The following is a 20760-nucleotide window of genomic DNA, read 5'->3' on the forward strand; positions in this document are numbered from 1 at the left end:
AACCGTAGCCACTGCGGAATCCGAAAGTTGGGCAGGGGCGGCGGCTGCCGCCCAAGCCATTGGCAGATCACCCCATGAGGCCGTCGCGCTTCAGGTCGGCATGCGTCATGTCGAGCGTCAGGGTGGCGAGGCGGATCAGTTCGTCGGCTTCCTCGTGGCTGAGCACGAAGGGCGGCGCGATGACCATGGTGTCGTGGACATGGCGCATCACGAGGCCGTTTCGGAACGAATGCTCGCGGCAGCGCAGGCCGATGCTGCCGTCGCCGGCAAAACGCCGGTGCGAGGGCTTGGCGGGAACGAGTTCCAGCGCGCCCATCAAGCCGGTCATGCGCGCTTCGCCGACCAGCGGATGATCGGCGAGCTTCATCCAGCGTTCGCGCAGATAGGGCCCGATGTCGTCGCGGACGCGTTCCACCAGCTTCTCCTCGCGCAGGACCTTGAGGTTGGCGATCGCCGCCGCCGCGCAGACCGGGTGGGCCGAGTAGGTGAAGCCGTGGTTGAACTCGCCGGTGTCCTCGATCACCCCGGCCACCTTGTCCGATACCAGCACGCCGCCGATCGGCAGGTAACCCGAGGAGAGGCCCTTGGCGACGGGCATCAGGTCGGGCTTCATGCCGAAGTGCTCGGCGCCGAACCAGCTCCCCAACCGGCCGAAGCCGCAGATCACCTCGTCGGAGACGAACAGGATGTCGCGCTCGCGGCAGATGCGGGCGACCTCCGGCCAGTAGGTGTCCGGCGGGATGATGACGCCGCCTGCGCCCTGGATGGGCTCGGCGATGAAGGCGGCCACCTTGTCCTCGCCGATCTCGTCGATCGCCGCCTCGAGTTCGCGTGCCGCCTTCAGGCCGAACTCGGCCGGCGACAGGTCGCCGCCATGGTCGAACCAGTAGGGCTGGCCGATATGGCGGATGCCGGGAATGGGCAATCCGCCCTGCGCATGCATCGGCGCCATGCCGCCCAGAGAAGCGCCGGCCACCGTCGAGCCGTGATAGGCGTTGCGGCGAGCGATGATCACCTGCTTGCTGGGCTTGCCGAGCGTCGCCCAATAGGTGCGCGCCATCCTCAGTATGGTGTCGTTGGCTTCCGATCCCGAGCCGCAGAAGAACACCCGGTTGAAGCCTTCCGGCGTCACTTCGGCGATCAGCGCGGCGAGTTCGACGGCCGGCGGATGGGTCGTCTTGAAGAAGGTGTTGTAATAGGAAATCTCGGCCATCTGCTGCTGCACGGCCTCGGCGATTTCCCGCCGTCCATGGCCGATGTTGACGCACCAAAGGCCCGACATGCCGTCGAGGATGCGGTTGCCGTCGCTGTCCGTCAGCCAGACGCCTTCGCCCTTGACGATGACCCGGACGCCGCCGGCGTTGAGCGAGCGAGTGTCGGAGAAGGGGTGCAGATGATGGGCCGCGTCGAGCGCACGGTAATGTTCGGTGGGATACTTGTTATGAGTAAGCATGAAAGCCTCGGAATGAAGGCAGCCCCTCAGGCGGGCGGCAGGTCGGTAAAGGCGAGTCCGGCGTCCTTGTGCAGGATGCCGGTTCCGGCGCGTCGGGCGGCCGCGTAATGAAAACAGTCGCCGAGGTTGAGCGCCTTGTTCCGCTCGCTCTCCGGCAGGCGGTGGCGGCCGTAGCGATCGAAGGCGTCGAGCGCCGGCGAGAGATGGTCGAGCGTCAGCGGGATCACCTCGATCGATGCAGTTGCAAGAAAGCTGCGGATCTTGAGCTCAATGGCAGGTAGCGGCAGCTTGCTGAGGCGGTGAAGGCCGGCCACGGCTTCCCATACGGCAATAACCGACGTGATCCGCTCAGCCGGAGGAGCGGTCTGGAGCTGGCCCGCCAGCATCTCGCCGTCGGGCTCTTCCGCAATCATGGCAATCATCGCCGATGCGTCGACGAACATTTAGTAGTCACCATTGATTTCGTCGAAGAATGCCTTATCGGCCGGCAGTCCGGTCTTGGGCGCGGCGGCGACCGAAGCGCGGATCGGGGCTATCTTTTCCCACAGGGATTTCTCCTCTCCCTTGCGGGCAAGCTCGTTGGCGAGCGCCAGGCGCACCGCTTCGGTCTTGGTGATCTTTCGCTTCTCGGCAAGTTCGGTCGCGAGGCGGTTGACCTCCTCGCTGCGAATGTTCAGTCCCATCGCGCCCTCCTCGTGTGTAGACAGAAATATAGGCCTGTCTACACACGCCGGCAATGCTCACACCGCCAAGAGGAGGTGCTGTCGCTCCCAACTGGAGATGACGTTCATGAAGGTCTCGTATTCCTGCTGCTTGATCGCCCGGTAGGTGGCCATGAAGCGCGGTCCGAACACCTCGGCGAGGTCGCTGCTGTCCTCGAACAGCGCCAACGCCTCCAGGAGGCCGCGCGGCAGGCCGAAGGGCAGGTCGCGGGCCGAGCCGGCGATCGGTTCCTCCGGGACGAGCCGCTGCTGCATGCCGAGGAGACCGCAGGCGAGCGAGGCGGCAATGGCGAGATAGGGGTTGGCGTCCGACGACGGCACCCGGTTCTCGACGCGGCGCGACCCTGGCCCGGAGTTCGGCACCCGGATGCCGACGGTCCGGTTGTCATAGCCCCAGTGGACGTTGATAGGCGCTGCCGTGCCACGCGTCAGCCGCCGGAAGGAGTTGACGTAGGGGGCGAGGATGCACATCACCGCCGGCAGGTATTTCTGCAGGCCGGCGATGAACGAGAAGAAGGCGGCGGTGGGGTTGCCCTCGTCGTCGGAGAAGATGTTGCGGCCGGTCTCTATGTTCACCACCGACTGATGGATGTGCATGGCCGAACCCGGCTCGCGGCTCATCGGTTTGGCCATGAAGGTGGCATACATCTTGTGCCGGAGCGCCGCCTCGCGGATGGTCCGCTTGAAGCTGAACACCTGATCGCTCAGGGCGAGCGGGTCGCCATGGCGGAGGTTGATCTCCATCTGCGCGGCGCCTTCCTCATGGATCAGCGTGTCGATCTCGAGGCCCTGCTTCTCGGAGAACTCGTAGATGTCGTCGAACAGGTCGTCGAACTCGTTGACGTGCTGGATCGAGTAGGACTGACGGCTTGCCTCGGCGCGGCCGGAACGGCCGATCGGCGGCTCCAGCGGGTAGTCCGGGTCGAGGTTCTGCTTGACGAGATAAAACTCGATTTCCGGCGCCACGACGGCCCGCAAACCTTCGCGCTCGTAAAGGCCGATGATCCGCCTCAGAATCTGGCGTGGCCCGAGATCGAACGGCCGGCCGTCGCGATGGAAGGCATCGTGGATGATCTGTGCCGTCGGCTCCGACGCCCAGGGCACGGCGGTCAGCGTTGCAAAGTCCGGTTTCAGGAACACGTCGCCGTCGGACGGATCGTGCTGGAAGGCATCATCTTCCTCAGGATACTCACCCGTGACGGTGGTGGTGAACACCGAGGACGGCATCGACATGACGGTCGAGGAGAAGAACTTGTCGGCCGGCATCAGCTTGCCGCGGGCAACGCCGGCCAGATCCGGCGTGATGCATTCGATGTCCTCGATGCCCCGCTCCTTGAGCCAGGACTTGGCCTCGGCGAGCGTCTCGACGCCTCGCTCCGGATTGCGTTCGCCGACCCTCGGCGCGTCCTTGGGCTCGGTCGAAATCAGACTCATGATCGCTTTCTTTCGTTGCTGGCGCACGAAGGCGGGAGCCTCTTCCATCCCGCCCGTCCGAACGCGCGCCTTTGTGTTTCGGAAAATGCAGACCCTTTATTTGTGATGACATTTCTCGCCCGGCGCAATCGCATTTTCGCCGCAATGGGCGCCGGCAGTGGTGACAAAATGCCACGCGCCAGAAAATAGGCAGCGACCAGTTGTCGTCCCCACGTTGCTGTGCATAAATGCGCCGAACGCAGTGTGCGTAGAACGCCGGATTCCTCCGTCGTTCTATGCTGAAAGCGCCGAAGCGACCCAACCGTCTCTGCGATTGCCGGGCGGGCGGCCGCGACAGGGGAACAGGGAGCATGACGAAAATGGTGAGACAGCGTCTTCTGGGTGCCGCCGCGCTGACGGTCGCGCTCGCGACGGGGGCTGCGGCCCAGGAAAAGGTCGTCAACGTCTACAACTGGTCCGACTATATCGACGAGTCCACGCTGGAGGACTTCACCAAGGAGACCGGCATCAAGGTGGTCTACGACGTGTTCGACAATCAGGACATCGTCGAGACCAAGATGCTGGCCGGCGGCTCGGGCTACGACGTGGTGGTGATCACCGGTTCGTTCCTGTCCCGCCAGATCGCCGCCGGCGTCTACCAGCCGCTCGACAAGTCCAAGCTGCCCAATCTCTCGAACATGTGGCCGGAAGTGATGAGCCGCGTCGCCGAATACGATCCGGGCAACCAATACGGCATCGACTACATGTGGGGCACCACCGGCATCGGTTACAACGTCGAGAAGATCAAGGCGATCATGCCCGACGCTCCGGTCAACAGCTGGGACATGGTGTTCAAGCCGGAGGTCGTCTCGAAGTTCAAGGACTGCGGCGTGCAGTTCCTCGACGCGTCCGAGGAGCTGATCCCGGCCGCGCTCAAGTATCTCGGCAAGAACCCTGATTCCAAGGACGCCGCCGACATCGAGGAAGCCGGCAAGCTGCTCGCCTCGGTCAAGCCCTACGTCCAGAAGTTCCATTCATCGGAATACATCAACGCGCTCGCCAACGGCGACATCTGCGTTGCCGTCGGCTACTCGGGCGACATCCTGCAGGCGCGCAACCGGGCCGCCGAGGCCAAGAATGGCGTGACCATCAACTACGTCATCCCCAAGGAAGGCGCCAACATGTGGTTCGACATCATGGCGATCCCCAAGGATGCGCCGAACCCCGACGCCGCCCACGCCTTCATGAACTTCATCATGAAGCCCGAGGTCATCGCCAAGTCGACCAACTACGTCGCCTACGCCAACGGCAACCTCGCCTCGCAGAAGTTCGTCGACCCGGCCATCCTGTCGGACGCCTCGATCTATCCCGACAAGGAGACGCTGGCCAACCTGTTCTCGATCACGCCCTATGACGCCAAGGCGCAACGCGTGCTGACCCGCGTCTGGACCTCGGTCAAGACGGGTATGTAGAGGCGTCGTTACAAGGAACTGTCGAAAAGCGCCCGGCCATCTGGCCGGGTGCTTGCATGTGAAGGGTAGCGGTGGCACGTCAGGCGTGGTGGAAACGAGGGTTCCGATGATGATCGAGGCGGTTGGGCCGATCAAACGCAAGTTTGCTCCCTGGGACGATCCGACGCTCAAGCCGTTCATCCGCTTTGAGAACGTCACCAAGCGCTTCGGCGATTTCACTGCCGTCGACAACCTGACGCTCGATATCTACGAGCGCGAGTTCTTCGCCCTCCTCGGTCCGTCGGGCTGCGGCAAGACGACGCTCATGCGCATGCTGGCCGGCTTCGAGCAGCCGACCGAGGGGCGCATTCTCCTTGACGGCAAGGATCTCTCAGGCATCCCGCCTTACAAGCGGCCAGTCAACATGATGTTCCAGTCCTATGCGCTGTTCCCGCACATGACGGTGGAGGGCAACATCGCCTTCGGCCTCAAGCAGGAAGGCATGGACACCTCCAACATCAACACCCGCGTTGCCGAAATGCTGGAGCTGGTCAAGCTCGAGAAGTTCGCCAAGCGAAAGCCGCATCAACTGTCCGGCGGCCAGCGGCAGCGCGTGGCGCTCGCCCGCTCACTCGCCAAGCGGCCGAAGGTGCTGCTGCTCGACGAGCCGCTCGGCGCGCTCGACAAGAAACTGCGCGAGGAAACCCAGTTCGAGCTCATGGACATCCAGATGGAGCTCGGCATGACCTTCCTGATCGTCACTCACGACCAGGAAGAGGCGATGACGGTGTCCGACCGCATCGCCGTCATGAACCACGGCGTCATCGCCCAGATCGGCACCGCCTCGCAGATCTACGAGCAGCCGGCGTCGCGTTACGTCGCCGATTTCGTCGGCGACATCAATCTGATCGACGGCACGGTGTCGGCGGTGGAAGGCGGGGTCGCCACGCTCCACTGCGCCGGGGTCGACGCCACCATCGTCGCCGAGGCCGGGCCGGGCGAGGTTGCGGTCGGCGCCGAAGCCGGCTTCGCCATCCGTCCGGAAAAGGTGCAGATCTCACTCGAGGCGCCGCCGGCCGGCACGCCCAACGTGCTCTCCGGCGAAGTCTGGGACATCGGCTATCTCGGCGACATTTCGGTCTACCGCGTCCGTCTCGCCGGCGGCTCCATCGTCAAGGCGACCGTCGCCAACCTGACCCGCATCGTCGAGCGGCCGATCACCTGGGAAGACAAGGTGTACCTGACCTGGCCGGCCGACGCCGGCGTCATCCTGCTGAAGTGAGGGAGCGGGCCATGGCGGAGCGCGGGACGCAAGAGGTTAGGCCCTTCCTCGCCAAGTGGGCGCTGGTGGCGGTTCCCTATCTGTGGAGCCTGCTGTTCTTTCTCGCGCCCTTCCTGATCATCTTCAAGATCTCGCTGTCGCAGACGGCGATCGCCATGCCGCCTTATCTGCCGGTGATCGGCAGCCTCGGCGATCTCTGGACGAAACTGTCCGACTTCACCTTCGACAACTACATCTTCCTCACCGAGGACCCGCTCTACTACTCGGCCTATCTTTCCAGCCTGCGGATCGCCTTCGTGTCGACGGTGCTGCTGCTGATCGTCGGCTATCCGATCGCCTATGGCATGGCCCGCGCGCCGAAGAGCCTGCGCAACGCGCTGGTCATGGCAGTGATCCTGCCCTTCTGGACGAGCTTCCTGATCCGCGTCTACGCCTGGATCGGCATCCTGAAGCCGGAAGGCCTCATCACCATTGCTCTGCAAGCTCTGGGAATCCTTGGGCCGGGCGAGCAGATCCACGTCTACAACACCGAGACCGCCGTCTTCATCGGCATTGTCTACTCCTATCTGCCCTTCATGGTGCTGCCGCTCTACGCCGCCCTCGAAAAGCTGGACGCGACGTTGCTCGAGGCGGCGGCCGACCTCGGTTGTCCGCCGACGAAGTCCTTCTGGGTGATCACCTTCCCGCTGTCGCTGCCCGGTGTGGTCGCCGGCTGCTTCCTGTGCTTCATCCCGATCGTCGGCGAGTTCGTCATCCCCGACCTGCTCGGCGGCTCCGAGACGTTGATGATCGGCAAGACGCTGTGGGCCGAGTTCTTCAACAATCGCGACTGGCCGGTGTCGTCGGCCGTGGCCGTCGTGCTGCTGATCATCCTCGTCGTGCCGATCGTCATCTTCCAGAACCAGCAGAAGAAGGCTTGAGGAGCGCGCCATGAACAAGACGACGAGCTGGTTCAACGTCACCTCGCTGGTGTTCGGCTTTGCCTTCCTCTACGTGCCGATCCTGATTCTGGTGGTCTATTCCTTCAACGCCTCCAAGCTGGTGACCGTCTGGGGTGGCTTCTCGACGCGCTGGTATGCCGAGTTGTTGCACGATCAGGCGATCATCGATGCCGCCTGGGTGACCATGGGCGTCGGCATTCTCTCGGCGTCCTTTGCCACCGTGCTCGGAACCATGGCTGCGTTGGTTCTGGACCGCTACAGCAAGTTCCATGGGCGCGCCCTGTTCTCGGGCATGGTCTACGCGCCGCTGGTCATGCCCGAGGTGATCACCGGCCTGTCGCTGTTGCTGCTGTTCGTTGCCGTCGGCTTTGACCGCGGATTCTGGTCGGTGGTGATCGCCCACACGACGCTCACCATGTGCTTCGTCGCCGTCGTCGTGCAGTCGCGCCTCGTCACGCTCGACCGCAGCCTGGAGGAGGCGGCCCTCGACCTCGGCTGCCCGCCGGTGAAGACCTTCTTCCTGATCACCCTGCCGCTCATCCTTCCCGGCGTGGTCGCCGGCTGGATGCTCGCCTTCACGCTGTCGCTCGACGATCTCGTCATCGCCTCCTTCACCACCGGTCCCGGCGCCACTACACTGCCGATCAAGATCTACTCCATGGTCCGCCTGGGTGTGACGCCGGAGATCAATGCCATCTCCACCATCCTGATCTCGGTGATCGCCGTCGGCGTCATCGTGGCGTCGGTGCTTTCGCACCGCTCTCAGGTGGAAAAGGAAAAGGCCGAGCGCGCCGTGTTTCTGGCAGGATGACCAGACTGGCGGCTGGACGGTTGTCGGATCGCGGCAACGTCCTGTTCTCGAGGCGAATCTCCTCGGATGCCGCGCAGCCCCCTATCTACCTCGGGTCAATTGCAGGCCCAGGCCTTTCACTCATAAGGTGTCCATCGGGTGCGCCGACGGGGGTGAACCCACGCGAAGACGGCTTGCAATTCTTCCGACTTGCCGTAAGTTAGAAGAATTCTAACCAAGGAGGTTTTCATGCGTGGAAATGAGAAGGTCATTGAGCGGCTGAATGAGGCTTTGTTCCTCGAACTCGGCGCCGTCAACCAGTATTGGCTCCACTACCGCCTCCTCGACGACATGGGCGTCACCAAGTTTGCCAAGAAGGAGCGCGAGGAATCGATCGAGGAGATGCAGCACGCCGACAAGCTGATTTCCCGCATCATCTTCCTTGAAGGCCATCCCAACCTTCAGACCATCCCGCCGCTCCGCATCGGCCAGACGGTGCGTGAAATCCTCGAAGCCGACCTTGCCGGCGAGATCGACGCGCGCAACTCCTATCGCGCTTCACGCCTTCTCTGCGCCGAGGAAGGTGACTACGTGTCGATGGAGCTGTTCACCGATCTTCTGAAGGACGAGGAAGGTCACATCGACTTCCTGGAGTCGCAGATATCCCTCTACGACAAGATCGGCGAGGTAGCCTATATCCAGCTCAACTCCGACAGCACCGACAAGGTCGACTGACCCGGGCGCCCCGGTTGGCCCGATGCCATGCCGTCAGGCGGGGGCCGCGATGCGGCGACGCGTCGGCATGTTCTCGCGATAGGCGCGCTGCTGTTCGACGATCTGCTGCCGGCGTTCGGCCAGGTCGTCGGCGGCAAGCCGCTTCTCGATATGGGCGTTGATGATGTCGATGGCGAGCGGGAAGCAGCCGCAGCAGCGGCCGCGTGTGCCGAGCCGCCGGTAGACGAGGCCCGGCGTGATGACGCGAAGCGGCATCTCGGTCAACAGTTCGTCGACGGCTCCCTGGATGTCTTCGACGGTCAGAACATTGCAATGACAGACGATCATCGATGAACTCCGGGGGCGTGCCTGGCGCCCTTGGCTCTCCGTGGCTCGCTCAGGCGGGAGTTTTGGGCTCCTTGCCGTCGCGCCATTGTTGATAATCATTCTCAACTTCATTTTCAAGCACGTGGAAACCCGCGGGCGGCGGCGCAGATCTGCCGGGCGATGGGCGCAGGGCTGCGCAAACTTGTCAGGCGTCTGAAAGCAAAACACCCGGCGGGACCAGCCGCCGGGTGTTCGCATGTCATTCGCTCTGGCTCGCTGTTACTCGGCGAGAACACGCGTCGACGGGAAGGTGATCTGGATCATCGTGCCCTGGCCGGGCGTCGAGTCGATCTGGAAGGCGGCGCGGTTGGCTTCGACCAGCGCCTTGGTGAGCGGCAGGCCGAGACCGGTGCCGCCGCCGGTCCGTGACGTTGAGAGCTGACGGAACGGTTCCATCGCCTTGACGATGTCGCCCTCGCTCATCCCCTGTCCGGTATCGCGGACCCGGAGCACCACCTCGCCGGATTCCTCGTAGAGCGTCGAGACGATCACCTGACCACCGGCCGAGTTGAACTTCACGGCATTGGACAGGAGATTCAGGATGATCTGCCGAAGGCTGCGATTGTCGGCCACCACGGGAGGTAGGCTCGACGACAGCGAGGTGCGGATGATGATCCGCTCGCGGTTGGCCTGCGGCTGCATCAACGCCGCGCATTCCCGCACCACGTCGTTGAGCCCCACGGCCTCGAAGGTCAGTTCGAGCTTGCCCGCCTCGATCTTCGAGAGGTCGAGAAGGTCGTTGACCAAGCTCATGATATGGGTGCCCGACACGTGGATGTCGCGCAGGTATTCCTTATAGCGCTCGTTGCCGACCGGGCCGAAGCGCTCCTCCATCATCACCTCGGAGAAGCCGATGATGGCGTTGAGCGGCGTCCGGATTTCGTGGCTCATCTTGGCCAGGAAATCCGATTTCTGCGACGAGGCGTTCTCCGCTGCCTTCTTGGCGGAGGTTAGCTCCTCCTCGGCCCGCTTCCATTGGGTGATGTCGCGGAGCACGGCGCAGAACTTGGTCGGCGATACCCGGCCGACCGTCATGAACAGCGGCACCAGACCGCCGCCGGCGACGCGGCCGATCACCTCGCGCCCGTCGTTGAGCACGCTGGACAGCGCGTTGCGGCCGAGGCCGTCGAGATAGTCGAGCGCCGAGCGGTGGCTTTCGGGGGCCAGGAGGTCGACGAAGGCCATGCCGATCATGTGCGACCGCTCGTTGCCGAACAGCGCTTCGGCCGACTTGTTGGCGCCGATCACCAGCCCTTTCTGGTCGAGCACCAGCACGCCGTCGGTGGCGGTGTCGAGAATGGCCTCCATGTCTTCCGCCCGCTGCTCGGCGGTGGCAAGACGGTCGCGGCTGGTGGCGGCGGCGGTTTCCTGGACCACCAGAAGCGAGGCGATGCCGCCGTCCATCGGCATGGAATGCAGCCGGGCCGACACGGGGATCTCGACGCCGTCGCGCCGGCGAATGGCGGGAATGGCCGCGTCGCGGCTGAGGGCCGCGCCCTCGAACACCTGGGCGAAACCGCCGTCGCCATCGATCGTCGCGACGTCCGGATAGCCGCAGAGGTCGAGGAAGGCGCGGTTGGCGTGGATGATGTCGCCGCCCCTCAGAATGGCGAGCGCCACCGGCAGCTTGTCGAGCAGCGCGACGTCGACGGACGGCCCGATTTCAGGCTGGGTCTCGGCCTGGCGACTGACGACGGGAATCGGGTGAACAGGCTGGCGATCCGCCGGATCGGCCATGATGCGCGGCCCGAAGGCGTCGGCCAGCGCCTCGGCGATCTTGTCGAAGGCGTCGCGCTCCGGTTTGGAAAGGGCTTTCGCCTTGTCGCCGGTCAGGCTGGCAAAGGTGGCGCGATGGGTAGCCGCCGGTGCGGAGGTCACCTCGCTGACCGATGGCGCGGCCGGCTCGGGGTCGATCGGCTCCGCTGCCACCTCGTCTGCAGATACAGAAAGCGGCGGAAGCTCGGGATCGGCCAGGTCTGACGCAACGTCTTCAGGGGGCGTCACGAGCGGCAGCGGCTCGACCAGTTCGTCCGCTTCGGTCGGCTCCTCATCGGCGAGCAGCGTCTCGTCCGGAAGATCCTGTTCGGTGGCGGCGGTGATATCGGAAAGATCGGCCTCGCTGGCAACGTCAACAGGTTCATCAGCGATCTCGACGTCAGCTTCCGTCGAAGATCCATCTGCCGTTTCGGCTTCAGGTTCCTCCGGCGCCACCTCATCGGCCGTGCCGACCTCAGCTTCCATCAGGGCCGTCTCATCGGCGGTCTCGAAGGAGGGGAATGTCTCGGGTTCCGAGGCGTCCGGCGTCTCGGCCGCCAACGCGTCGGAGATGGTCTCTTCCGTCGTCTGCGGCAGCTCGGGAGTATCGGACTCGGGTGCCGCTTCCGCTGCGGCATCCTCGACGGCTCGTGCCTCCTGCACTGCTTCCGCTGAGGAGACGTCGTCGACGACCAGGGGAGCGTCGGCGCCGTCGTCCACCGGTTGCTCGGCACTCTCCGCGCCGACAATCGCAACCGAAGAGACCTCCTCCTCAGTGACACCGTCCGTTGCATCGCTCTCCGTCGGCGGCAGTGGGGCTGCCTCGTCGGGTTCGGATGCGGCGATCGGCTCGGCAGGGATCGGCGCCTCGAAAGCGGCACCGGTCTTCAGCACGCCGAAGCCGCGATACCCGCGGAACGCACGTTCGCGGCCGAACACCGGCATGCCCGCCAGATCGGCCGGCACGCGCAGGTTCTCTCCTTCCACTGGCCAGTCGACGGTAAGCCCGGTGAAGGTGTCGCGGTGACCGAGCGCCTCGGCGATGCGTCCCGCCGGATCGAACTCGAGGCGGCCGGCGACCTCGGACCAGGTGCGTCCGAGGATGTCAGCCATGCCGGGGCCGACCGTCGCGGCAAGGTCGGCCGAAACGAAGGTGAAAGCCAGCAGCGGGTCGAGCTCGAAGACGAAGCGAACGGGCCGGCCGTGGGTCGGGAAGACGAAGGCCGGCGCGGCAGCCTCGGGCGTCGCGTCAACCGTCTCGGGCGGAACGTCCTCGGCATTCGTCTCGGAAACAGCCGGTTCCGGCGCAGCTTCCGCGAGGGAGGGTTCGGCGGTCTCGGGCGCCGTATCCTCCGGCGCTTCGACGCGGCCATCCGGCTCCGAGGACGCTTCCTGCAACACTGTTTCGACATCCGCAGACGGTTCGGCTTGGTCCTTCTCGACGTCGGCGTCGCACGGCTCGGCCTCAACTTCCTCGGCGGTCGCCTCGCCTTCGGCGACGGCGTCCGGCTCGGCCGCCAGATCCTCTTCGGCGCTTTCGGAGGAGGCCTCTTCGGAGACCGTCTCGAAAGTCTCGGCGACCTCCGGCAAAGGAGCATCGATGACGGCTTCGGTATTGTCCGCCACGAGGTCGAGAACCGCCTCTTCGGCCGTGATCTCATCGGCGGTATCGATCGGCTCGGGCATGTCCGGCGCGGCCGCGTCGACAACGGTCTCGATCGGCTCGGCTGCATCCGTCGCAACCACGTCGCTGACGATCCCGATCGGTTCCGCTGCGGTGTTCTCGGTCTTTGCCACGGTTTCCGCAGCCGGGGGCAGGGCGGTCGCCGTGAGGGCAGCGAAGGCCGAGACCGGATCGCCGGTAAATGACCCCGTGCCGTCGACGATGGTGAGCAGGATCGCCTTGACGCCGTCCGCCGTCACACGACTGGCCTTGCAGACCGTCGGGCGGGGCAGCAGACCGCGTTGCAGGGGCAACCGCTCGATCCGGTCCTGGCTGCTGACCAGCATGTCGTCGAGAGTGGCAATGCGGCGCGCGAAAGGTGAGTTGGAAGCGAAGCGCAGCGCCGTCAGCTTGTCGATTGTCGTGACGCCGAAGAAGGCAGCTCCGGCGGCGTTGGCCCAGAGCAGTCGGCTACCGGTCCGGTCGACGACAAGGGACGGTCGGGTATCGGCCACGAGCGGACCGACGTTCTCCGTCTGGCTCAGGACTCTGAACAGATCTGCTCCGCCGGACATGCCGCGTCTCCACCTTTTTCGACACCGGGGCGTCTCGACCGGTGGCGCCGGCAGTAAAAATCCGCCGTCTCCGACCGATTGGGCAGGCCGGACAGCAAACATCCGGCCCGTATAGCGTCTTCAGTCAACCATACGTTAATAATATGGCGTCAGTGCGAGCGCCACAGCGGAATTCAAAGCTATGGCGGCAACTTTTCAATAACCTTAACTTCAAGATCTGGGCGAAATCGTCATTGAACCGATTGTCGTCGGGCAATCTGCACCGACTGGTGGAACATCGTTTTGTGTCAACGAGATGGGATGTCGATGACGCGCCGAGGCGCGGCATGGACACCCGAAAGGCAGAATTCTCCGGAAAATAACGCTCTTGCGACGGACGGTCGGCCGTCGGTGGGGGCACGGGCAGGATTTGGTCGCCGAAATACTCGCTTTCGTTGAACAATAACCGCCTTTGGCTACCTATTCAGTATTTCGGCAAGGATTTTGGTCAAGGATGCCGTTCGTGCGGCTGCCGTGAAGAGCAGCGTCAGCGACGTAACAGGACGGGCGACAGCCATGACGGATGAGCCGATCGCAGATGAGAACCCGGTACGTTTCACGGCCCGGCAGCCTGGCCCGGCATCGCTGGCCTCGGCGACACCCGGCAACGTTCCTTTCCAAAGCCGCTCCGCCCCAATTATCGACATGATGGCTCGCTTTGCCGCCTGGCCCCTGATGACGGCCCTCCGGCGCGCCCTGCTTCTGTCACTGCCGCTCGTGCTGGTTGGCGCCTTCGCGTTGTTCGTCAGCGCCCTTACCACTCTTCCCTTTGCCGGAGGGTTTCCCGTCGGGGCCGTCGAGGCTGTGCGTGCCGTTTGCGCCACGCTCGTCGACGGCACCTTCGGCCTGGTCGCCCTGGTGTTGGTGGCTGGCTTTTCTCATTCGTTGGCCACGCTGACCGGTACCCGCGCCGACAGTAACCCGGTCAACCCGTCGAGCGTCTCCGTGGTAGCGCTAGCGTGCTTCTTTATCACTGTGGCGCCCGACACGACGGAGCGCTGGAAGGAGGCGCTGTCGTCGTCGCGCGGACTGCCGGCGGCGCTGGTCGTCGCCATCAGCGCCAGCTACCTGTTCTTGTTCCTGGCGCGGCGTCCGCAGTTCCGGCTTCGGCTGCGCGGCCTCGGCGCGGACCCGCTGGTCGGCGACCTGTTTTCCATTCTGCCGGCCGGCATGATCACGCTCACGGTCTTCGCCATGATCCGGCAGGCGCAGGTGGCCTTCGGCGGGCCAGACCTGACGACGGCGCTGTCGGCTGCCATATCCGCGCCTTTCACCGGCGCCGAACCTTCGGCATTGCTGGTTGCCGCCCATGCGCTGATCAGCCAGTTCCTGTGGTTCCTCGGCGGGCACGGCGCCAACATGATGCTGCCCGTCGTGGAGCAGATGGTCGCGGCGGCCGGCGCCGACGGCCCGGCCAGCGTCGTCACCTGGAGTTTTTTCTCCGTCTATGGGGGACTCGGCGGCTCAGGCGCGACCCTCTGCCTGATCGTCGCGCTCCTCTATGCCGACCGCGATCCATCGACCCGCCGGCTCGCCTGGCTGTCGCTGCTGCCCGCCTTGGTCAACGTCAACGAACCTCTGGTATTCGGCCTGCCGCTGATCCTAAACCCAGTCTATGCCATTCCGTTCGTCCTGACCCCCGTCCTGCTGTCGCTCATCGCCTATGCGGCGACGGCCGTCGGCCTCGTGCCGGTCGCCGATCAGGCTGTTTCCTGGACGATGCCAGCGCTCGTCAGCGGCTATCTCGCCACCGGCTCACCGGCTGGAGCCGTTTTGCAGCTCGTGGAACTCGCCGTAGGGACGTTGCTCTATCTCCCCTTTGTCCGGATTGCCGCCCGCCTGCGGCTCGCCAGCAATGCCGAAGCGATGAGTCGGCTGCTTGCCGCTTCGGTCTCCGACGAGGTGGTGCATGGGCACCGGCTGATTGATCTTCCGGGCACCGCGGGACGCCTCGCCAATGCGCTGAGCCGCGACCTCGTCGATGCGCTCGCCTCGTCGGATCGCCTCTATCTTCAGTACCAGCCGCAGGTCAGCATCGAGGAACGCAGGGTGTTCGGCGTCGAGGCGCTTCTCCGCTGGGAACATGAGGTCTACGGTCTCATCCCGCCGTCGGTGACGGTCGCGCTGGCAGAGGACCTGCAAATCGTCGACCGTTTGGGCGAGCATGTGCTCCGTCTTGCCTGCCGGCAGCGCGCCGCCTGGGGGAAGTCGGTGGCCGACGATCTCATCGTCTCCGTCAACATCTCGCCGCGCCAGTTGCAGGATGCCGACTTCGACCTGAAGGTTCTGCGCATTCTCGCCGAGACGGGGTTGGAGCCTTCTCTGGTCGAACTTGAAATCACCGAGTCGACATCGCTTGCACCTGCCACCCAGGCAATCGGAGCTTTGCTGCGCCTGCGCAACGCCGGCGTCCGCATTGCGCTCGATGACTTTGGCATGGGGCACACTTCCTTGCATTATCTGCGCGAACTGCCCCTCGACACGGTGAAGATCGATCGATCCCTTACCTTCACCAGCCAGGGCGACCTCAACGAGCATGTGATCCGGTCGATTGTCGCGCTCAGCCGCACCCTTGGCCTCCGCGCCGTGGTGGAGGGCATCGAGCAGCCCGAACAGCTTCCTCGGTTCATCGATCTCGGCTGCGCTCGCTTCCAGGGCTATCTGTTCTCAAGACCGCTCGAAAGCGGGCCTTGCCTCGACTACATCAGGGCCAACGCCGGCGCTGCCTGAACGGCAGTACAGCCGTCTGGGACGGCGGGCGAAAGCGTGGTACCAAACGCAGAAACGACCGCGCGACCTTCGTGAGGGTCGAGGAAGGACGGGTCGGTCCTCCATCGCGGCCGAGAAGGAACGTGCGATGGGAGGCACCATGTCCGTCACCTCGTTAGCGGCGCTCGCCGCGATCATAGATCACACAATCCTGCGCCCAGATGCCACCGAGGCTGACGTCGAGAACTTCTGCGCCGAAGCCTTGCAGTGGAACTTCGCCTCCGTCTGCGTCAATCCGCTCCATGTCCCACGCGTCGCCGTACTCTTGCGCGGCTCGGCGGTCAGAACCGGTTCGGTGGTCGGCTTCCCGCTGGGGGCCACGCCAACCGAACTCAAGCGTCGCGAGTTGGAGTGGGTGCTGGCAGAAGGCGCCGCCGAGGTGGACATGGTGATCTCCATCGGCACCTTGAAAAGCGTCGGCGCAGGTCCGATCGGCGACGAGGTCGCCACACTCAAGACCGCTTGCGGCAGCGTGCCGCTCAAGGTGATTTTGGAAACGTCGCTTTTGACCGACGACGAGATCGTCGCTGCTTCGCTTGCCGCCAAGAGAGCCGGCGCCGATTTCGTGAAGACATCGACCGCCTTCACCCAGAAGGGCGCGACCGTCGAGACGGTGGCCCTGATGCGCCGCACCGTGGGGCCAGAGATGGGCGTGAAGGCGTCCGGCGGCATCCGCTCCTTCGCCGAGGCCATGGCGATGATCGAGGCGGGGGCGAACCGCATCGGCACCAGCCGAGGCGTGGCCCTGATGCGGGAGGCGCACTTCTAGAGGGGGCGCCGATTAAGCCGGGGAAAGACGCCGCGGCCGTCTCATGGAGCAGCCGCGACGTATTGTTCGGGTGGGTGTCAGGCGCTCGCCCTGTCCAGCAGTTCGACTTCGGCCGGTGTCAGATGCAGCGTCGCGGCGTGCGCGAAGCTCTCGACATGCGCCACCTTGGTGGCACTGGCGATCGGCGCTGTGACGCCCGGCCGCGCCATCAGCCAGGCAAGGGCCACCTCGGCCGGCTTGGCGTGACGAGCTTCCGCCACCTGGTCGAGCGCCGCGAGGATGCGAAAGCCGCGTTCGTTCATGTGTTTTTCGACGCCGCCCGCCCGGCTGCTGCCCTTGAGGTCGTCGGCGGAGCGGTATTTGCCGGAGAGGAAGCCGGAGGCGAGGCTGTAGTAGGAGACGACGCCGATGTCCTCATGCATGCAGAGATCGCGCAGTGCGCCATCGAACTGCTTGCGCTCGGCGAGGCTGTAATTGGGCTGGAGAACCTGGTAGGCCGGCAGCTGCTTTTGCCGCGACACGGCAAGCGCCGCGCCGAGCTGGTCGGCGTTGAGGTTGGAGGCGCCGATGGTCCGGACCTTGCCGGCGGCGATCAGCTTGTCATAGGCGCCGAGCGTTTCCTCATAGGGCGTTTCGTCCGGCCAATGAGAAAAGTAGAGGTCGATGCGGTCGATGCCCAGCCGGGCGAGCGATCGGTCGGCCGCCTCCAGAATCCATGTCTCGCCAAGGCCCTTCTCGCCGGGGCGGCCGAGGTCGGAGCCCACCTTGGTGAAGATCTTCACCTTGTCCCGGACGCCGGGGCGGGCCTTCAGCCAGCGGCCGATGATCGTCTCGGATTCGCCACCCTGATTGCCGGGCTTCCAGCGGGAGTAGACGTCGGCGGTGTCGATGGCGTCGAATCCATGGTCGACGAAGGCGTCCAGCACGTCGAAGCTGGCCTTCTCGTCAATGGTCCAGCCGAAGACGTTACCGCCGAACACCAGCGGTGCGATGTCGAAGCCGGTTTTCCCGAGCGGGCGCTTTTTCATGTTCCTCTCCGATTGTGGGCGGCGGTCCGCTTCGGACAGCCGCGTCCTCGGAGAGATTATAGGAGGGCGCAGAACGCCCGTCAGTTCGCGCTTCGGCCAATCGGCGACGCTGTATGGCGCTCAGAACAGCACGTCGTCGAACAGGTCTTCGGTCTCCTTGGCCGGAGCGGCGGAAGCCGGTGCACCGCTCCATCCAAGAATTGCCCGATGGATGTCCCGTTCGGCGGCCATGGTGTAGACCGCGAAAAGACGCTCGGAAAAGCCAGCGTAGTCCTTCGCGTTCTCTGCCGGAGCAGTTGTGTCGCTGCTGCCGAACATGCGGTGGCAGGTATGGAGGTGTTCGCCGAGGTCCTTGCTGAAGTCGATGTGACGGGCAATGTGCCCGATGCGCTCGGCAACGGCGTTTCCGCTCTCCTCCGCTTCCTTGAGGTGAAGGCTGGTGCGGATGTTGGCCTCGCGCAGGGTCGTCACAGCCCCGTCGATCTCCCCGACGATATCGACGCGGGCTTCCCCGGCGTTGTTGTCGATGCCTTCGGCGGTTTCGCGCATGGTCGACAGACGTTGCAGGATGTCCTCAGCCGCAACGCCGAGCCTTGCGGCATAGGTGTTCATCTCTGCCGCCACCACGCCGACGGCGCGCCCTTTGGCGCCCAGTCGGTTGCTGCGGAGATAGGCGTTGATGGCGAGGCAGCGGATGTCGTCGCGCACACTGCGGATGTTGCCGATGTTGCCCATGTTGCTGAGCAACTCCGTGGCAACCCGCTTGGTGCTGGCATAGGCGGCGGCCGCGAGGGCGCCCGACTTCTCGATGTCGCCGACCACGCCGCGTGCGAAGCCGACGCCGTCCTCGATGGCCTGCATCTCGCCGCCGCCGTTGCAGCCGGCCTTGCCGGTCAGCGACAGCACCCGCGAGGCCTCGCCCGCCAGGCCCTCGATGGTGGCGACGACCACCCGCGTCTGTTCGCTGAAGTCCTTGATCAATGCCGATGTCTGGGCGGCCAGCAGGCGGATGCCGGCCTCCGAGAGCGCTTCGGCCTGCGTTTCCGAGCCGCATCGGGCGACTTCGTCGAGAAGAATGGCGATGCCGGCCTGCACGTGTTCGATGCGCTGCCGGGCCACGTCACCGGCCTGCAAGGCCGACAGGACCTTGCCGACCTTCTCCTGAACCGACTTCGCCACATCGGCCGTGCCGCTGGCAAGCCGCCTCAGGCCGGCGCGGCGGCCCCGGACCGCATCGAGAGCGTCGGTCAGGGTGGAGGAAACGGTCGAGACCTGGGCCGCGATGCCCGCGCCTTTGTCGTCGGCGCAGGCGACTGCGACCTGGGCACTCAACTGGCCGACCTTGTCGGCAAAGATCTCGATCTGTTCGATCGCCGAGCCGACATACTTGTCGACGTCGTCGGCGAACTGGGCGAACTCGGTCACGCCGGCCCCGGCGATCCGGGTCTCCATGGCACAGGTGTTGAGATAGCGCAGCGAGCGCTGCATGTCGCGAATGCGCGGCGTGATCGCCTCGCTGTCGACAAGGACAGACGCCAGACGCTGTCCGGTGGTGGCTTCGGCTTCGACGAGGTTGGCGAGGCCTTTCAGTGTGGCGGTCAGCCGGGCCGCCGCTTCGTCACAAGCGTGATCATCGAGGGCGCCGGTTACGCCTTCGATCGCAGTGAGAAGACGGGCGACGATGTCATAGGCGGCCATCAGGGCCTTGCCGCCTTCGACGAAACGTTCCTCGATCTGCGAACGGGCGGCCTCGAGCTCATCGGAGACCGCGCGGAGATCGGGTCGGCGGGACGTGCCTTCTGAAATCACTCTGCTACTCCTGTCCTGAGCGGATAGTTCCAGAAAAGAGTGAAATAACGGTTCCCACTACCAGTCGTTTTGGTCGGGTGGTTTCAACGCTTTCCGATGCAGGATGCGACGGTGCTTTTCACCGTGCTGCCAATCATGCGATAAGCCCTTGCATCCCTTCCGGAACGGACCCTGCCGACCATGACCGAAAAGCCGCCTCGCGAGGGCAAGCGCCCGACGATTGCCGACGTGGCGCGCGCGGCCGGGGTGGCGCCGGCCATCGTTTCGCGTGCCCTTTCGCCAAGTCGACGCCCGGTATCGCTGGAAAAGAAGGAGCGCGTCCTGAAGGCGGCAGCGGAACTCGGCTATCACCAGAACCCGCTGGCACGCGGCCTCGCCACCAAGTCGATCGATCTCGTCGCCGTCATCATCAACTATCTCAGCGATCTCTCAGACCTCGACCTGTTTGACCCGCTGCTCGACGGCATCCAGTCGCTCGGCAAGCAGGCGATCCTGATCCGCGTCGGCCGCACCAAGCGCATCGACGATTTCCTGCGCAACTCGCTGACCTATCATGTGCATGCTGCGCTGGTGTTTTCCGATTTCGCCGACGCGGGCGAGGTGCGCGCCCTGTTCCATAGCGACAACGTGTTGATGCTGAATGGCCGCTTCGATACCGAAAGCGCCCGCATTCACATCGATGAGGAGAACGGTATCGGCGAGTTGGTGCGGCACGCTCGCGCCAGGGGCGTCGAAAGCGCCGTGCTGGTGACCGGCCGCGCCAGTTCGTTGGTCGAGGAGGCACGGATCGCGGCCTACCGGTCGGCCTGCGCCGCCGCCGGCGTCCGCCTGCTCTCCGAGGTGGGCGGCGACTATTCCTACGCCTCGGGCATCAGGGCGGCGGTCGGCATCGGTGAGGCGACGCCGGACGCCGTGTTCTGCACGTCCGATTCCATGGCGATGGGCGTCATGGACGGGCTCGTCCGGGAGGGCAGGCGGCCGCCCGCCGACTACCTGCTTTATGGCTTCGACGCTGTCGAGAAGGGCAACTTCGGCGCCTATGACATCTCCAGCGTCGGCTTCGATCGCTCGGAGCTGGTGGCCGGCATTCTGGGCTTTTTGAGGACACCCGAAGAGTTCCCGGCGGCGGGGCTCGACATTTCCACCCGCTTCATCGCCCGCAGCACGGGTTGAGGCGACAAAAATAACTCGGCGCCGGTT

The 20760-nt window shown here is 64.7% G+C and carries 16 protein-coding genes; 8 read left to right on the forward strand and 8 right to left on the reverse strand.

Going from position 1 to position 20760, the window contains the following annotated elements:
- Positions 1-67: 67 nt before the first annotated feature.
- From CXZ10_RS21045 to CXZ10_RS21060, 4 genes are read right to left on the reverse strand one after another with little or no spacing between them, the layout of a single operon-like run.
- Positions 68-1453 carry an aspartate aminotransferase family protein gene (locus tag CXZ10_RS21045; RefSeq protein ID WP_101291337.1) on the reverse strand — a complete coding sequence of 462 codons (1386 nt, stop codon included), beginning with the start codon at positions 1451-1453 and terminating at the stop codon, positions 68-70.
- A gap of 26 nt (positions 1454-1479) precedes the next feature.
- The gene (locus CXZ10_RS21050) at positions 1480-1896 is read right to left on the reverse strand and encodes a type II toxin-antitoxin system VapC family toxin (RefSeq protein ID WP_101291338.1); all 417 of its coding nucleotides are present in this window, start codon (positions 1894-1896) and stop codon (positions 1480-1482) included.
- Positions 1897-2136, reverse strand: a complete 240-nt coding sequence (locus tag CXZ10_RS21055; protein WP_101291339.1) for a type II toxin-antitoxin system VapB family antitoxin — start codon at positions 2134-2136, stop codon at positions 1897-1899.
- 57 nt (positions 2137-2193) lie between these two features.
- On the reverse strand, positions 2194-3609 hold the full coding sequence (locus CXZ10_RS21060) for a glutamine synthetase family protein (RefSeq protein ID WP_101291357.1): 1416 nt from the start codon (positions 3607-3609) through the stop codon (positions 2194-2196).
- Between the two features lie 359 nt (positions 3610-3968).
- Here CXZ10_RS21060 and CXZ10_RS21065 point away from each other — a divergent pair, with 359 nt between their 5' ends.
- The 5 genes from CXZ10_RS21065 (at position 3969) to bfr (ending at position 8787) form a co-directional block, all read left to right on the forward strand.
- Positions 3969-5060, forward strand: coding sequence for a polyamine ABC transporter substrate-binding protein (locus CXZ10_RS21065; RefSeq protein WP_101291358.1), 1092 nt, complete (start codon positions 3969-3971; stop codon positions 5058-5060).
- Positions 5061-5169: 109 nt separating this feature from the next.
- Positions 5170-6321, forward strand: coding sequence for an ABC transporter ATP-binding protein (locus CXZ10_RS21070; RefSeq protein ID WP_101291359.1), 1152 nt, complete (start codon positions 5170-5172; stop codon positions 6319-6321).
- Positions 6322-6332: 11 nt separating this feature from the next.
- Positions 6333-7241, forward strand: coding sequence for an ABC transporter permease subunit (locus CXZ10_RS21075; RefSeq protein WP_101291340.1), 909 nt, complete (start codon positions 6333-6335; stop codon positions 7239-7241).
- Between the two features lie 10 nt (positions 7242-7251).
- Positions 7252-8073: an ABC transporter permease gene (locus CXZ10_RS21080; protein WP_101291341.1), complete on the forward strand. Its 822-nt coding sequence runs from the start codon at positions 7252-7254 to the stop codon at positions 8071-8073.
- A 228-nt stretch (positions 8074-8301) separates the two neighbouring features.
- The gene (gene bfr / locus CXZ10_RS21085; protein WP_101291342.1) at positions 8302-8787 is read left to right on the forward strand and encodes a bacterioferritin; all 486 of its coding nucleotides are present in this window, start codon (positions 8302-8304) and stop codon (positions 8785-8787) included.
- Positions 8788-8820: 33 nt separating this feature from the next.
- Here bfr and CXZ10_RS21090 read toward each other — a convergent pair whose 3' ends face one another.
- Together CXZ10_RS21090 and CXZ10_RS21095 are read right to left on the reverse strand one after the other, a co-directional pair.
- The gene (locus CXZ10_RS21090) at positions 8821-9114 is read right to left on the reverse strand and encodes a (2Fe-2S)-binding protein (protein WP_101291343.1); all 294 of its coding nucleotides are present in this window, start codon (positions 9112-9114) and stop codon (positions 8821-8823) included.
- Between the two features lie 258 nt (positions 9115-9372).
- On the reverse strand, positions 9373-13146 hold the full coding sequence (locus tag CXZ10_RS21095; protein ID WP_180336121.1) for a PAS domain-containing sensor histidine kinase: 3774 nt from the start codon (positions 13144-13146) through the stop codon (positions 9373-9375).
- A 555-nt stretch (positions 13147-13701) separates the two neighbouring features.
- Between CXZ10_RS21095 and CXZ10_RS21100 the strand changes: the two genes are divergently transcribed.
- Both CXZ10_RS21100 and deoC read left to right on the forward strand, forming a co-directional pair.
- The gene (locus CXZ10_RS21100) at positions 13702-15915 is read left to right on the forward strand and encodes a PTS sugar transporter subunit IIC/EAL domain-containing protein (RefSeq protein ID WP_101291345.1); all 2214 of its coding nucleotides are present in this window, start codon (positions 13702-13704) and stop codon (positions 15913-15915) included.
- A gap of 139 nt (positions 15916-16054) precedes the next feature.
- Positions 16055-16723, forward strand: coding sequence for a deoxyribose-phosphate aldolase (deoC, locus tag CXZ10_RS21105; protein WP_101291360.1), 669 nt, complete (start codon positions 16055-16057; stop codon positions 16721-16723).
- A 77-nt stretch (positions 16724-16800) separates the two neighbouring features.
- On the opposite strand, the gene CXZ10_RS21110 is transcribed toward deoC, so the two are convergent.
- Both CXZ10_RS21110 and CXZ10_RS21115 read right to left on the reverse strand, forming a co-directional pair.
- The gene (locus CXZ10_RS21110; protein ID WP_101291346.1) at positions 16801-17751 is read right to left on the reverse strand and encodes an aldo/keto reductase; all 951 of its coding nucleotides are present in this window, start codon (positions 17749-17751) and stop codon (positions 16801-16803) included.
- Positions 17752-17871: 120 nt separating this feature from the next.
- Positions 17872-19560, reverse strand: coding sequence for a methyl-accepting chemotaxis protein (locus CXZ10_RS21115; RefSeq protein WP_101291347.1), 1689 nt, complete (start codon positions 19558-19560; stop codon positions 17872-17874).
- A 180-nt stretch (positions 19561-19740) separates the two neighbouring features.
- Between CXZ10_RS21115 and CXZ10_RS21120 the strand changes: the two genes are divergently transcribed.
- Positions 19741-20733 (forward strand): LacI family DNA-binding transcriptional regulator, encoded by a 993-nt coding sequence (locus CXZ10_RS21120; RefSeq protein ID WP_101291348.1) that lies wholly within the window; start codon positions 19741-19743, stop codon positions 20731-20733.
- Positions 20734-20760: the final 27 nt, after the last annotated feature.

This window comes from Pleomorphomonas diazotrophica, assembly GCF_002844595.1.
GTDB lineage: Bacteria > Pseudomonadota > Alphaproteobacteria > Rhizobiales > Pleomorphomonadaceae > Pleomorphomonas > Pleomorphomonas diazotrophica.